We start from the raw sequence: 14,664 nt of genomic DNA, 5'->3' as shown, positions 1-14,664 counted from the left end.
TTGCGAGATTAAAACATTTCCGTGCTATTGCAACTCGATTTGATAAACTGGCACGCAATTATAAATCTATGATTCGTATAGCCTGTATATTTATTTGGTGCAAAGCCAAATGAGGACACACCCTAGTTGTTTAGTCCCGGCATTTGATGGATCGGATCAATCTTAAAAAGTTCAGGTTCATCTGTCCACTGTTTGCAGATGAATTCGTAGGGAGTCAGGCCCCTGAGTGTTTTGAGTCTGCGGCCGAAGTTGTATGCAGCAATAAAATCAGCAAGGTGAATGCATAGCTGAGTGTGATCGTCGTAATGGAACCGTTTGACAGTAGCTTCTTTAATCGTTCGGTTCATCCGCTCGACCTGTCCATTGGTCCATGGATGCTTGACCTTGGTAAGACGATGTTCAATGCCACATTCAGTACAAACCCGATCAAAGATGTGCTCAGAGGCGTAGCGATCACAGGTGCGGTTCGTGAACTGGATGCCGTTATCTGTTAGCATCGTATGGATTCTATAGGGCACAGCCTTAACCAGATTGCGCAGGAACTCCGCGGCTGCCATCTTACTGGCTTTAGTATGCAATTCAGTGAACGCGAACTTGGAAGTGCGATCAATGGCAACGAAGAGATAAAGCTTACCCTGTGCTGTTTGCATCTCAGCGATGTCGATATGAAAGTAACCAATGGGGTAGCTCTTGAAGCGCTTCCTGACAGGGCGATCACCTTGTACCTCAGGCAGTCGTGAAATACCATGCCGCTGCAAGCAGCGGTGTAACGACGAGCGTGTCAGATAAGGAATACTCGGCTGCAATGCATAAAGGCAATCGTCTAGCGGCAACAAAGTGCGTTTTCGAAAAGCAACAATTGCCGCCTCATCTTCAGGCGATAACACGCTTGAGCGAGGATTCTTTGGCCCGGTTGTAAGATCATCTACTGAAGTACGTTTCTTCCATTTTGCGACGGTCTTTTGATTGATGCCGTAACGCTTGGCTAGCGTTCTTAAGCTCTCTTGACTATTTTGTATTGCTCGACGCACTGCCTGTGTCGTTGTGGCGCTGCTGTGTAGAACTTGTCCCATAGTGCTTCCTTCCATTTATCTGAAAATATTGCACCATTAAAATCTGGGACTAAACACCTAACCTAATGAATCAGCGAGATGAATATAAATTATATATTCAGAGATCGGTAAGGCATTTAGAAGAGTCTAATAAAGAAAAATCACCTCATAAATTTTTACGAGAATCATTGAATATCAATCATGATAACTTACAAAAAATTAAATTACCAAATGCTTTAAATCAAATATGGAAATTACTTCAAGAAAACAATCCTGAATTGGAAAATAATGAGTTAGATGACTTCTTTCAATTGAAAAATTTAATTGGTTCAGGGCAGGAATACTATATTTTTCAAAAAGTAAATCAAATTTATACTATATTAAATCTGATCGGTTATTATCAAGATGAAGGATTACATAAAGAAAAGCGTTTTATTGCATCATTCAGTGACATGTCACATGCATCTTATGGTTGTTTTTGTGAATATCTAATCACTCGTGATGAAGCCTTTGCACAAAAAACTAATGTTGCATATGAGTATTTAAATATTGCAACTCAAGTTTTTTGGCTCAAATTAAAATGATTTCAAACTAAAAATAGTGTTAAGCCAATACTTTATTTAAAAATCTGGTCTGTTCGATGTAATAAAAAAGTTGACTTAGTGATGGTATTAATTTAGTTGGAGGCGACATGGATGTCGCCGTTCACTTGTGGTACATGGACGTATCATCAAGTGAACAAGAGATTTTTGTTACTTTTGATCTTTCAAAAGTAAGGCAATAGTTTCTGATCTCTCCCTAACCCTCTCCTTTAAAAAAGGAGAGGGAATCTAAAGGCATAAAAAAAGCCCCTACATCAGTAGAGGCTTTTCTTATCATCTAAGATTGAAAATCTTAAGACACTTTATCACCCGGTTGAGCACCAGATTCAGGTGAAATCACCCAAACGCCTTCGCCATTACCCGCAGCTAACACCATACCGTTCGAAATACCAAAACGCATCTTACGTGGAGCAAGGTTCGCCACCATCACCACCAATTTACCTTTTAGGTCTTCAGGTTGGTAGAACTCACGAATACCACTGAATACATTACGTGGTTCAGCTTCGCCTACATTTAAAGTCAATTGAAGAAGTTTGTCAGAACCTTCAACCGTTGCAGCTTCCAAAACCTCAGCCACACGCAGGTCAACTTTCATAAAATCATCAATATTAATAATTTCAGCTTCGCCGACTTTAGCTTCAGGCTTCGTCGATGCTTTCTTCTCTTTTTTCTTTTCCGTTTTTGCTGTTTCAGCAGGGGCAGCCAAAGAATCTTTAGACGCATCGACCATTGCGGCAACCGCTTTTGGATCTACACGTTGCATCAATGGTTGGAACAATGCAATTTCATGACCCAGCAGAATCGTTTCACGAGAAGCGAAGTTGAAAGATTCTAATTGCAAGAAATCTTGAACTTGTTGCGCCAGTGTTGGCAACACCGGAGCCAAATAAACAGCCAATTGACGGAACAAGTTAATACCGACAGAACATACGTCATGTACTTGTTGTTCCTGACCTTCCTGCTTCGCCAGCGCCCAAGGCTTTTTCTCATCGATATATTGGTTCGCTTTATCTGCAAGTGCCATGATTTCACGAATCGCAGCAGAGAATTCACGTGACTCATATTGTGCTGCGATTGAATCACCCGCATCAATGAAGCTTTGAACCAATTCAGGCTCTGCACAGTTTGCACTTAACTTGTTATCAAATTTAGTATTGATGAACTTCGCACAACGGCTGGCAATGTTGACCACTTTACCAACCAAGTCAGAATTTACTTTTTGAACGAAATCATCCAGGTTCAAGTCAGAATCTTCAACTTTGTCTGAAAGTTTCGACGCGAAGTAGTAGCGTAAATATTCAGGGTTTAAATGCTCTAAATAGGTTTCCGCTTTAATAAATGTACCGCGAGATTTCGACATCTTCTGACCATTGACAGTCAAGAAACCGTTTACGAATAAACCTGATGGCGTACGGTAGTTAGCACCTTCTAGCATTGCCGGCCAGAACAGCGCATGGAAATACACAATGTCTTTACCAATGAAGTGATACACCTCATTTTTAGAATCTTTTTTCCAGTAGTCATCAAAGCTTAAATCAGGACGTTTGGTTTTGATATAGTTTTCAAAACTCGACATGTAGCCAATTGGCGCATCGACCCACACGTAAAAGTATTTGTTGGGTGCGTCTGGAATTTCAAAACCGAAATATGGCGCATCACGCGAAATATCCCAATCATTCAGGCCATTTTCAAACCATTCATCTAACTTGTTGGCAATCGAGACCGGTAAGCGGCCTTCATCACGTGTCCATTTTTGCAGGTATTCACCAAAATTCGGCAACTTAAAGAAGTAATGGTCAGATGATCTTTCGACGGGTGTTGCACCGCTTAAAGTCGAATGTGGGTTCAATAATTCGGTTGCATTATAAGTTGCACCGCAAACTTCACATGAATCGCCATATTGATCTTCTACTTTACATTTCGGGCAGGTGCCTTTAATGAAACGGTCGGAGAGGAACATGCCTTTTTCAGGATCGAAAAGCTGGGTGACAGGACGAACCGCGATATTGCCGGCATCACGGTTTTTGATATAGATTTCAGATGCACGTGCACGGTTGGTATCGCTATGGGTAGAATCATAATGATCGAAGTGCACCGCAAAACCGTCAAAATCACGGATATGTTCCTTTTGCACGTTGGCAATTTGTGCTTCCGGTGAAATTCCGTTGGCTTCAGCACGTAACATGATGGCTGTGCCGTGAGCATCGTCCGCGCAGACATAAGTCACATCATGACCCATTGCACGCATCGCACGTACCCAAATATCAGCTTGGATATAACCGAGTAGGTGACCCATATGAATCGGGCCATTGGCGTATGGAAGGGCGTTAGTGACTAAGATATTACGCACGGATATGACTCTCTCATTCGTATATTATGCAAGGTGGATGATTTTACCTGATGCAGGTCCGAATACAAAGCAATCCTTTAAGCGAATCAATTCCATTTCACCGCGAATTCGTGTCGAAAGGTCTTTGTATTTACAGAATGTCTTGGAAATGTAGATTTCCCTATATTGCGTTGCCAATAACAGCGATAATAGGCCATTGATCTAAAAGCTTTGAGCTAGAAAACCATGATTGACGAAGATGATTTTGATTTTGACCAACCTGTCACGCGTATTAAACAAAATGCAGCGAGTCAAAAACAGTTGGGCAGTCAGATTTTAAAAGATGCAGAAGCTTATCTTGAAGACATCTCGGCAGATGAACATACACTTTTAATCAAAAACTTATCGGGTTTAGTCGCGCAAGATGCTTATTTCCAAGTACTGGCAGATCAGCTCGATCAACCGATTGGCGCGAAGTTTGCCAATGATGCTTTAAATTTGATGCATTTTTGGCCGGCCATTCACCAGCTTGAAGATATTGAGCAATTTAAGCTACTCGATATGATCAATAGCGAATATTTCCAGACTGAAATGCTGAAATGCTGAAAGCCTTCGATGCCTTAGAGATTGATGAAGACATCAAAGCCAAGCGCCGTTTGGTGCTGCTTGAAAGCTTGAAAATGTACAAACTTGGCTTTTACAGCGGTTGTATTCCAAATGTTTATGCGCAGCTCGAAGGTATTTTGACAGATATCCTGATCAAAGCAGGTTTCCTCAAGCAAAATGGCACCAAGTTTGTCGATGTCTATAAAATCGTACCGGGTTTAAAAGGCAATGAAATTAAAAGCCTGTGGCATAAGTCTAAAATTGCGATTGAACTGAATCCGTATTTTGCTGAACTTACTGCCTATAAAATGGATTCAAGCTCAAATGTGACCATGAGCCGTCATAACATGCTACATGGCACAGATGTCGACAACTTCAATCAAGCACGCAGCTTCATTCTGTTGATCTGGTTGTTCTCTGCGCTCAGCTTTATGAGCACCTTGCGTGTCTGACTTGAAATAATATCTCCTGATGCATTTGCATCCTATAAACATCTGCTGTGAATTGGCAACACTGATTCTTTGGCTTTGGAAACTATGCTATAACGGCATTTGAATGAGAAGCCAAAGAAAATGTGCTGACAGGTTTACCAAGCCAGACTTTGTCGAAACCCCAAGTAATCGATGGACTTGAATCGCCAGAATCCAAAAGAGTTGGATTATTGACTTTGCAATACTGATTGGGCGCAGCTCATGCTACAGACTGCAAACAATAGCAACAACATGTACAGGCTTTGTTGCAGTTTGCTTACTGCGCCCGATTTGTCCCCACGCTTTGTGCTAAAAAATGGCTGATTGTTTATATGATATGCCTAAGGAGGGTACCTCATGACTCAGCAGAACCAGAGCAATAGTTCAAAGCAAAATCAAGACAAAGAACAACATGAGAAACAATTAAATCAGAAAGCCAAAGAAGAGCAAAAGCAAAACCAGAATGACCAGAAGCACAATCAGTCGCATGATACACAAGATACAAAGCCACACCAGACTGATGAAAATTCTGATAGCAAACAAAACTCTAAAGATACAGGCGCTGACTCGGAATCGAAGGATGAAGCCTCTAAAGAGCAGCCATCTGATCAAAAAGATAATTCGAAAAATGAGCAATCAGATAACAAAACTGAAAGCTTTAAGATGGATGATTTAAAAGCGAAGGCCATTGCGATTGGTGAGGAGCTATTACAAAAAGGCGAAAAACTTCTGAATGAGCTAAAACATGGCAAGTCCAACGGTCAGAAAAATGATGATCAAGGTTCAGATGACGCAAAAAAGGCAAAAGCTGATCATAGCACTGAAGATAAATCATCGAATCAGTCAGATAAACAAAATGCTAAAGAAGCTCAGACCGATCAACAGGCAAGCATGGCCAATTTAAAAGATGAGGCTGTACATAAGTTTGAAGATACAAAACAGAAGATTACTGAGTTAGTCAGTGAAGCCTCTACCAAGCTGGGTGAGCTGAAACAGATGGCGGCTGATAGCATGAATAAAATGAAAGAAAATCAATCTCAGGGCAATGATTCTGATCAGCAAAAAGATGCCAAAGCTCAAAATTCAGAATCGAAATCAGGTCAGTCTGACAAGAGTGAATCTAAAGAAGATCAGGATAAAAATGCCAAGGATCAGCAGCACAAGTCTGAAAATAATAAAAATCATAAATAGACTGTGATTATTGTAGAGCCACTTTAATCAAAGAAGGTTAAAGTGGCTTGCTACACCTAAAATCAATAAAAATTCTTTTCACATCAAAAAGAATCCAGTTGGCTTTACTTTGATTGATTCACTTTTAGCATGCCTATCCGCTACAATCCAACAAAACCAAGTAAAATGGTTGGAAATTGCAGATATCTCTTCGATCTTCTCGGCAGAGTGCTTAACCTTAAGCGAAAACCCCGTTAAACTATGCCATTCGGATATCTATCTATAGTTTTGGAGTAACCTATGTCGTGGCTTTCTTCGCTCAAATCGGTCTTTTCACCTTCGCAGGAGGTGAACGAAGAAGCTGTGCAAAAAGTATTGCAAAACTATCTGTTGCCAAATTCAAATGATCCGCTCAAACAGCGTATTACTCAGGTCAATGTTCAAGCTGAGATCCTACAAATCACCTTAAATACTTATCCTGAAGAAAAACAAGATCTGCAACAAATCCATGATGAACTGGCGCAAGCTTTGCAAAAATGTGGTATTCAAGAATTGAATATGCATGTGATTCAGCAAAAAACCGGGCCTAAAAGTCATAAATCGGATGGCTGCGGGCATAAGCATGCCGAAGGTGAAAGCTGTTCCAGTCAGCCTAAAGCAGAAGCAAAACCCAATCTTCCTCCTGTGGTGGATGCCTCCGCTCAGCCTGCAAAACAAGAAGAAGCTGATCCCAATAATCCACCGATTCAAAAAGCTGCACCTCAGCAACGTGATGTACCAAAACATCCACGTATTCAAAATGTGATTCTGGTGTCATCCGGCAAGGGCGGTGTAGGTAAATCGACGACTACAGTGAATCTGGCACTGGCTCTGCAAAAATTAGGCTTAAAGGTCGGTGTGCTGGATGCCGATATTTATGGTCCGAGTATTCCGACCATGCTCGGTAATGCGGGCAAAACGCCGATGATCGAAGCGGAACAGTTTGTCCCTATCGAAGCCTATGGAATGGCAGTGTTATCGATTGGCCATTTAACTGGTGATCACAATACTCCAGTGGCTTGGCGTGGACCGAAAGCCACCGGTGCATTGATGCAATTATTTAACCAGACCTTATGGCCAGATCTTGATGTTCTGATGATTGATATGCCACCCGGTACAGGGGATATCCAGTTGACGTTGGCACAGCGCATTCCGGTAACCGGGGCAGTGATTGTCACCACACCACAAAACGTGGCCCTACTCGATGCGACCAAAGGCATTGAACTGTTTAACCGTGTGCAAATTCCGATCATGGGCGTGATTGAAAATATGTCGACCCATATCTGTTCAAATTGTGGTTTTGAAGAACAGATTTTTGGCACAGGCGGTGGAGATAAACTGTCTGAGCAATATCATATTCCATTATTGGGTCGCTTACCTTTAGATGCTGAAATTCGTGAAAATGCCGATGCTGGCACACCTTCAGTCATTGCCGGAGATGATGCAGCCGAAAGCTATATGCTGATTGCAGAAAAAATTGCAGCGCAGCTACCTAAGGCCGAAAAAGATCAGAGCCGAATTTTCTAATTGACCCATTAAATAGAGAGTTCACATATTTAAGCCCTAATTCAAGTTAGGGCTTTTTTATTAATAATTCACGGAAATAAACAGCTTTAAATTAAGAAAATTGACTGAAATGACTGTTGCGTATTGGTTCCCAAAATGGTTTCAAGTGATTGAATTAAATTGATTTAATTCAGTGTGAATTCTGATTATATGTTCTCTTACAATTATTTTTTTGCAGCATTGACCGAACTATTCTATGCTACGCGGATTAGAGCGAGGTCAAACTATGATTTCATGGTTTTTTATTGGTTTAGTGGCAACTATTCTTTTAACACCAGGCCCAACCAATACCTTATTGGCATCTTCAGGCATACAGGTCGGATTTAAAAAAACATTTCGTTTAATTCCTGCTGAAGCCTTTGGCTATCTGATTGCCATTAGCTTTTGGGGCATTCTGATCGGAAAAATTTCCGTTCATCTTCCGCTTTTGCCGACCATTCTCAAGCTGTTTAGTGCCGGCTATATCCTTTTTCTGGCTGTGAAATTATGGCGCACGGCAGAACTCAGTGAAAATTTTGAAAATGTCTCGATTCGTGCACGAGAACTATTTCTGGCAACCTTGTTAAATCCTAAAGCACTTTTATTTGCTTCAGCGATCTTTCCGGTGATTGTCTGGAAAAGCAGTCAGCACTATGTGACTCATATGTTAGTATTCCTGGTTTTGCTGATTCCGATTGCATTCTTCTGGACTTTCCTCGGCTCAATACTGGCCAGAAAAAACAGTCGCTGGCTCAATCAAAAAAACCTGCAAAAAATCGCATCACTGGTGTTAATGAGCTTTTCGATTCCTTTAAGCTATTCTGCACTTTTAAGTTTATAAGCTGATATCTATCAGCAATTTTTTATCCACTGTGGCTGCAAGCGCTTCACTTATTTTCATTGGGGGCAATTTCAGTTAAAGTACGTCGCAATAACTTGTTCTTAAGATTTTTGGATTATATCAATGGCAATTAAGTCTGATCGTTGGATTCGCGAAATGAGCGAAAAACACGGCATGATTGAACCGTATGCAGAAAACCAGGTACGTTTGGATGAAAATGGTCAAAAGCTGATTTCGTATGGCGTATCGAGCTATGGTTATGACGTGCGTTGTGCACGGGAATTTAAAGTATTTACCAATGTGCATTCTGCAATTGTCGATCCGAAGAACTTTGATGAACGCAGCTTTATTGATATTGAATCGGATGTTTGTATTATTCCACCGAACTCATTTGCATTGGCCCGTACCATCGAGTATTTCCGTATTCCACGTAATGTACTGACGGTTTGCCTGGGCAAGTCGACTTATGCGCGTTGCGGTATCATTGTCAACGTCACTCCGCTTGAGCCAGAGTGGGAAGGTCATGTAACTTTAGAGTTCTCAAATACCACCAACCTTCCTGCGCGTATTTATGCAGGGGAAGGTGTCGCACAAATGCTATTTTTTGAGTCTGATGAAGTGTGTGAAACGTCATATAAAGATCGTGGCGGAAAATATCAAGGCCAAACTGGCGTTACTTTGCCGAAGACCTAAGCAGTTTAAAATATTGAATAACGGGACTATATGTCCCGTTTATTTTTTTGAGATTTTCATTCATCGGAAACTCAGGTTTTTACTTCAATTGACTTTGGCATCTGTATTAAAAGTCAGCATAATAGATTCCGAATAACCATAAAAAAGATGCAATGCATCATGAAAAACAAAATGTAGCGGCTGGGAAGCTGAAACATAAAGATGCGGAGCATCGGATAAAAAGGAAAGAGTGAGATGACTCAGATAAAAGATCTATTTAAATTTCGCAAAAATTATTTAGCAATGACAATTGGTTTAATCCTGTTGCCTTCTGCGCATGCGATGCAGGAATTATCAGATTCTTCTCTTTCTGACACCACGGGTGAGGGTGTTGCACTGGTACTTGATGATTTTAAAATGGTGTTTCAAGGCCCTAACGATATCTCGGCTGGCTCGAGTTATGAGCGGAATATTCCTGATCCCGGAAAAGCAGATACAGGATTTATTCGTATTATTCCGACTGGTGAAAACTATGAAAAGCTAGGGGAGCGTTTATATGATAAAGTTTATAGTAATGCTTACAATAATGCTTACCTAGCTGAACGTGCGAGAATTTATAACCATGTATATGGAGATACGTATACATCCAGCCGAGATACTTATATTACGGACAATCGCACGCGTATAGCTAGTGAAATTGCTACTGAATATACGACTGCATACCGTACTAAAAAGGTGCAAGATATCTTAGAAACCCCCATTATGAAACAGTATTATGATCAACGTTATGAAGATTATTGGGATGGTTTAACAGGTATATATTCCATTATAAATGATGGAACGGATACAAATGGTGTAAGTGGAACTTGGCATAATAAGGAAAAATCATCTCAGCATGCTTTAAGAAATACGCTTGAGATGATTGAGTTGTTGTATGGAAACAATTATGAAGCGAATCTTCCAAATTCACCTTTTTATCAAAGTTTTAAACAGCAATTTCCAAGCTATGTTCGTGCAAATGTCATTAAAAGCACAGTAGATAGTCAGCTTGCAGCCAAGACCACTGAAATGCTAAATCAGTTGGCTGTAGATTATGCGAAAGAACAGGCAACAACAGCCAGTAACACCGTGCATGATGAAGTTGTACGAAATGCAATAAATATGGCAAAAGCTGCTGCACAAAATGCCAATATTGGAAGCCTGCGTACCAAGGCAGATGTTTTCATTTATGGTCTGGCATTATCAAAAAGTGATGACTCGCTGAGCACGCGATACAGTAATCAGGGTTTTAGCTGGGGATCTGCAGATAATCCTTGGTTATTCCGGGCAGGAACTGAAAACGTCAAACAGTTTAAGGACGCTGCTAAAGATGTAGGCTACATTGCTCTAGAAGCGCCTCTTGCCAAGATTGTTCCAGATGAAAGTGATAACAATATTAAACTGGGGTTTTGGAGTGATATTTTTGCACGTGAGCTTAATTCCTCCAATGTTGTCGATCCTATAACAGGTGGGCCCACTTCAGGGCTTGATACAAATTACCGATTAAGAACGCAATTTGTTGCCAATGGTCTCAGTTTAAATGGTTCGCAAGTTCGGTTATTCCAAACCTTGGAATCGGATAATAAGGACTATAATCAAACTTTAGGAATGGCAAGTATCGTTCGTTTAAATACCAATGATCGGCCAGAAATTCTAAGCAGTAGCGATAGCAATCTTAACAGTAAAGGTATTCGTCTAAGTACCGCAGCAAAAACAGATGCACTTGATGGTAATGTTCCGACCCCAGCCTTAAACGGAAGTGCTGCTCCCATATTTCATGATTCTGAGGGTTTATATTTATATAGCCCAAATATTAACCTGGTGCTCGGTAATATGTATCAGCCTTTTGTGGTCGGTTCAGAAGGCAATAATATTATTTTAGAAGTGACACGTATTCCAAATATCCCTGCTATTTATAATCAAATTTATCAGAATCATGGGGGTGGACTAGGAGAATCTGATTTAAAAGGTTCAACCTGTAATGTCTATAGTTGTGGTACGCCGATTAAAAATAATGCTTCAGATGCGACCGTGCTTTATCAAGGCCGTAACGCCACTCACAGTAGTATTTCAATAGGGACTACAGAGCGTATCCCAGGAACAAATTTGCTGCGCGCCAAAGATGGCCCCAACTCCACGGGAGTCGTATTCAAGAGTACTGATGGTATAAGTAAGAATTTTGGGTCTGCAGTCATTGATGGCGTACTGATTCAGCATTTAAAAATTAGAACAACTGGTCTGTAAGGGAGTATAAAAATGTCCAAATTATTGACCCTCTGCGCATTGATATGTACCTCTATGCTCAGTCAAGCCGGATTGGAAGTCCTTAATCAGCAAGAGTTAACTGAGACAGTAGGACAGGGCGGAGCAGACCTTAACTGGACTTTATCCTTAAATCATATTTACGCCACAGATTTAACCAAAGATACAATTTCTCGACTTGATGGAAATGATAATCCACTAGAAGTATTTTATGTTTTAGATCCGACAACATGTGGTGCAACAAAACAGTTTTGCCGTTTGGCAATAGCCCCAAATAATCATGTCGATGCCAATGGGAATAAAAAATGGTTAGTATTTAAAGGTATTCAGGGCACGATTCAGATTGACAAGTTTTCTATCGATGGAACAACCATCATTAATCATCGTAATGAACCGCAAACAGCGATGAAAGTCAGCTTTTATGATGACAAACCTTTGAAAATCAGAAACTTGGGTTTCAGTACAGTGTCGATTGAAACGGGTACAGGGGGTGGTGCACTAGAAGGTTATGCCAATACAGGTACTTATGACACTTATACAGCACGCACCTATAATACCGAAGGCGGTTTTTCTACCTCGACACAAGATGTGCCTTCATTTGATAAGGGGGCCGAAAAAGGTTTTATGGGATTGAATGTTCATGGAAATCTGCATATATCCGGTAATTTGAAAATATTTGGTTATAACTGTACAGGTGGGGCACAAAGTCGTTGTTAATCGCAGCGTCAAGTACAGCATAAGGATATAAAAATGAAAAAAACAACAATAAAGTTGAAGTTACTAACGGTATGCATGTGTCTTATACAGCAAGCTTATGCACTTGAAACCATTGAAGAGCAGGAATTGAGCGAAGTCACTGGACAAGATGGTATGGTGATTACTCATGAAATTTCTAAAGCCAACATTGCTCAAGTCAATTGGTATGATCCCAATCCAGATGCCAGTACTAAAATGGGTTTAGGTCTACATAATGTTGAAATTATTGGAAAAGATAATAAGCCAATTATTAGTCAACTTGAAATAGATGTAGGTGCTACTTCACAAGGGGCAGGACTTCGGCTTGCTGCAAGTGTTTCACCATTTCAAGCCACTGCAGATTTAAAACTGGTAAAGACAGCCTGTACGACCAATCCATGTAGCCAGTCTGCGAATAGTATTCGGACTGCTGGCGTACAATCTAGTCAAAGTCTAGGTGCATTAGGGATTAGTACCTCTACGCCGCTTAGTGTTCTATTACAAACTACTGCAGGTTTATTTAATAAAGAAGCAATTGCCAGTATTGACTTTCAACTTAAAAATGCCACCATTAGTCATAAATTAGGTGAAAATAGCCTGATTTTAAATGACTTTAACTTTAATTTTGCGGGTCAGGGCTATATGTACATTGACCCCAATGAAGGTGTTGTACTCACTACCCGAAATGGCAATCAAGACCATTACGTGGATTTAAAACGTGTTGAAGATACCACTGATATTGCTATTGGCCGGGTTAATCCGACCAATCCTGGCGTTAATATTGACTTGCGTTATAACACGCCAAATAACGAACGTAAAAATATTATGCGTCTTGGGGCTTCAGGTGCGGTGACCAATGCCAGATTATCCATGAATGCCGATCAAACCCAGATTGGTACTTTTGATGTAAGTAACAAGTTAAATGGTGTTTTACAGCGTCAAGACAAAACTGCAGCAGGATATAGCGATCTGGTGGGTGAAGGGGGGTTGCATCTGGGCTTATCTGCCGACTTTACTGGTGCTGCTAGTGGTCACCCAAGCAACATCGCGCCTACCGTGCTTGAAATTGGTCATACTGGCCATGGAAGCTATGCAGTCCAATTCTCCAATATTAGGCCCCTGACAACACGGAATGCTGATGAAAATTTACATGGTAAAAATGCCTATATCGATTTTGGTGATATTTATATAAATACTATTACGGCTAAAAGTCTCGATTTTATCATCAATGAAAATATGCGAAAAACCTTGGGGCATAGTAGTGATGTACTGAAACAGACACTGAGTACAGCAGGAGATGGAGAGGATTTTGCTTTTATTGCAGTACGAGGAATGGACTTTCAGGCAATTGCTGCGAAAGCACGTTTTATTTCAGATAACTCCTTGACAGAACTTGGTGGGGATGGCGGTTCATGGGGGATTGGTATTCCTATTTATAATTTAAATGCCAATGTCGCGTTGTCTGGAACAACTTATGGAACAGATAATAAGCAGGCAATTACTTATAACATCATGGCCTCTACTGAAGGATACGGGGTCGACAAGAAAACCGGTTTGCCAAGTACAACTTCAATTATATTGATTGATGGTCAGGACGGTGTACAGGGTGAAGCTGTTAACTATTATGCAGGCTTTAGAAATATCGATGCTTTAATTAAATCTGAAGGGATTATTGGCTATGAAGATGAAGGGATTTATATTCGTGCCGATAAATTACTGATTGCAGCAAAAGCAGAGCTCGCAATGGGGCAATTACCAGGATCTAAATATAACTGTAGCACTGCATCAGTCAGTAAATGCGGAGGCTATGTGCCTCACGATAATTTTTCTAAACGTGATGATGTACTGACCAATATTGCCTTTAAGCTCGATGGAAATGGTGAGCTTCTGATTATTCCTGGGGTAGATCCAACCGCAAGTTCACCAGATACCAACTTTTTGTCATTTGATGCAAACTTTAAATTTAGGCCACTCACATCAGAAGAAAGTGCAGATAAAGCTAATCTGGGTAGCTACTTTAGTATCTCCAATGAAGATATTGATTTAACAACAGGAGCATTAAACGTTTCTTCGATCAACTTTAACCGGATGGAAGGTCATTTGGGTGTTAATGGGAAAGTTCGTGTCAGTGCTGATACCGTAACGTTGGATAATCAGGTCAAACTCAATTATGAAAATAATATCGCGACACCATTTAAAACCAATTTTGCGATGGCGACCAATGGCAATATGCAAAACATGGCAAGTATTGCACTGACTGGTGGCACTATTCGTAGCACGCTGGGAATCACACCACGCTAAA

At 40.7% G+C, this 14,664-nt stretch carries 10 protein-coding genes and 2 pseudogenes; 10 read left to right on the top strand and 2 right to left on the bottom strand.

What is annotated here, in order from left to right; translation table 11 throughout:
• Positions 1-113 (top strand): annotated as a pseudogene (locus FTU42_RS04460) (IS5/IS1182 family transposase); the annotation flags it as partial.
• A 9-nt stretch (positions 114-122) separates the two neighbouring features.
• On the opposite strand, the gene FTU42_RS04455 reads toward FTU42_RS04460, so the two are convergent.
• Positions 123-1,073, bottom strand: coding sequence for an IS481 family transposase (locus FTU42_RS04455; protein ID WP_180083080.1), 951 nt, complete (start codon positions 1,071-1,073; stop codon positions 123-125).
• A gap of 65 nt (positions 1,074-1,138) precedes the next feature.
• On the opposite strand from FTU42_RS04455, the gene FTU42_RS04450 reads away from it, so the two are divergent.
• Complete coding sequence (locus FTU42_RS04450) at positions 1,139-1,636, top strand: hypothetical protein (protein WP_180083079.1); 498 nt, start codon at positions 1,139-1,141, stop codon at positions 1,634-1,636.
• Positions 1,637-1,946: 310 nt separating this feature from the next.
• Here FTU42_RS04450 and metG read toward each other — a convergent pair whose 3' ends face one another.
• Positions 1,947-4,004 (bottom strand): methionine--tRNA ligase, encoded by a 2,058-nt coding sequence (gene metG / locus FTU42_RS04445; RefSeq protein ID WP_180083078.1) that lies wholly within the window; start codon positions 4,002-4,004, stop codon positions 1,947-1,949.
• A gap of 225 nt (positions 4,005-4,229) precedes the next feature.
• Between metG and FTU42_RS04440 the strand changes: the two are divergent.
• The 8 genes and pseudogenes from FTU42_RS04440 (at position 4,230) to FTU42_RS04405 (ending at position 14,663) form a co-directional block, all read left to right on the top strand.
• A pseudogene (locus FTU42_RS04440) lies at positions 4,230-5,041 on the top strand (hypothetical protein).
• A 375-nt stretch (positions 5,042-5,416) separates the two neighbouring features.
• Positions 5,417-6,250: a hypothetical protein gene (locus tag FTU42_RS04435; protein WP_005097864.1), complete on the top strand. Its 834-nt coding sequence runs from the start codon at positions 5,417-5,419 to the stop codon at positions 6,248-6,250.
• 279 nt (positions 6,251-6,529) lie between these two features.
• On the top strand, positions 6,530-7,795 hold the full coding sequence (apbC, locus tag FTU42_RS04430; RefSeq protein WP_005097862.1) for an iron-sulfur cluster carrier protein ApbC: 1,266 nt from the start codon (positions 6,530-6,532) through the stop codon (positions 7,793-7,795).
• Positions 7,796-8,060: 265 nt separating this feature from the next.
• Complete coding sequence (locus tag FTU42_RS04425; protein WP_180083077.1) at positions 8,061-8,654, top strand: LysE family translocator; 594 nt, start codon at positions 8,061-8,063, stop codon at positions 8,652-8,654.
• Positions 8,655-8,777: 123 nt separating this feature from the next.
• Positions 8,778-9,347: a dCTP deaminase gene (dcd, locus tag FTU42_RS04420; protein ID WP_004280726.1), complete on the top strand. Its 570-nt coding sequence runs from the start codon at positions 8,778-8,780 to the stop codon at positions 9,345-9,347.
• Positions 9,348-9,581: 234 nt separating this feature from the next.
• The gene (locus FTU42_RS04415) at positions 9,582-11,609 is read left to right on the top strand and encodes a hypothetical protein (RefSeq protein WP_180083076.1); all 2,028 of its coding nucleotides are present in this window, start codon (positions 9,582-9,584) and stop codon (positions 11,607-11,609) included.
• A gap of 12 nt (positions 11,610-11,621) precedes the next feature.
• Complete coding sequence (locus FTU42_RS04410; RefSeq protein ID WP_180083075.1) at positions 11,622-12,344, top strand: hypothetical protein; 723 nt, start codon at positions 11,622-11,624, stop codon at positions 12,342-12,344.
• 33 nt (positions 12,345-12,377) lie between these two features.
• Entirely contained in the window at positions 12,378-14,663 is a 2,286-nt protein-coding gene (locus FTU42_RS04405; protein ID WP_180083074.1) for a DUF6160 family protein, read from the top strand.
• The last annotated feature ends 1 nt before the right edge of the window (position 14,664 follow it).

It is taken from the genome of Acinetobacter sp. YH12102, from assembly GCF_013419125.1.
Classification (GTDB): domain Bacteria; phylum Pseudomonadota; class Gammaproteobacteria; order Pseudomonadales; family Moraxellaceae; genus Acinetobacter; species Acinetobacter pseudolwoffii.
This window is presented reverse-complemented; position numbering and strand designations above follow the sequence as displayed.

Excerpts from the sequence above, each read along its gene's own strand:
- FTU42_RS04455 (WP_180083080.1), bottom strand. The coding sequence starts at position 1,073 with ATGGGACAAGTTCTACACAGCAGCGCCACAACGACACAGGCAGTGCGT.
- FTU42_RS04450 (WP_180083079.1), top strand. The coding sequence starts at position 1,139 with ATGAATCAGCGAGATGAATATAAATTATATATTCAGAGATCGGTAAGG.
- FTU42_RS04435 (WP_005097864.1), top strand. The coding sequence starts at position 5,417 with ATGACTCAGCAGAACCAGAGCAATAGTTCAAAGCAAAATCAAGACAAA.
- apbC (WP_005097862.1), top strand. The coding sequence starts at position 6,530 with ATGTCGTGGCTTTCTTCGCTCAAATCGGTCTTTTCACCTTCGCAGGAG.
- FTU42_RS04425 (WP_180083077.1), top strand. The coding sequence starts at position 8,061 with ATGATTTCATGGTTTTTTATTGGTTTAGTGGCAACTATTCTTTTAACA.
- dcd (WP_004280726.1), top strand. The coding sequence starts at position 8,778 with ATGGCAATTAAGTCTGATCGTTGGATTCGCGAAATGAGCGAAAAACAC.
- FTU42_RS04415 (WP_180083076.1), top strand. The coding sequence starts at position 9,582 with ATGACTCAGATAAAAGATCTATTTAAATTTCGCAAAAATTATTTAGCA.
- FTU42_RS04410 (WP_180083075.1), top strand. The coding sequence starts at position 11,622 with ATGTCCAAATTATTGACCCTCTGCGCATTGATATGTACCTCTATGCTC.
- FTU42_RS04405 (WP_180083074.1), top strand. The coding sequence starts at position 12,378 with ATGAAAAAAACAACAATAAAGTTGAAGTTACTAACGGTATGCATGTGT.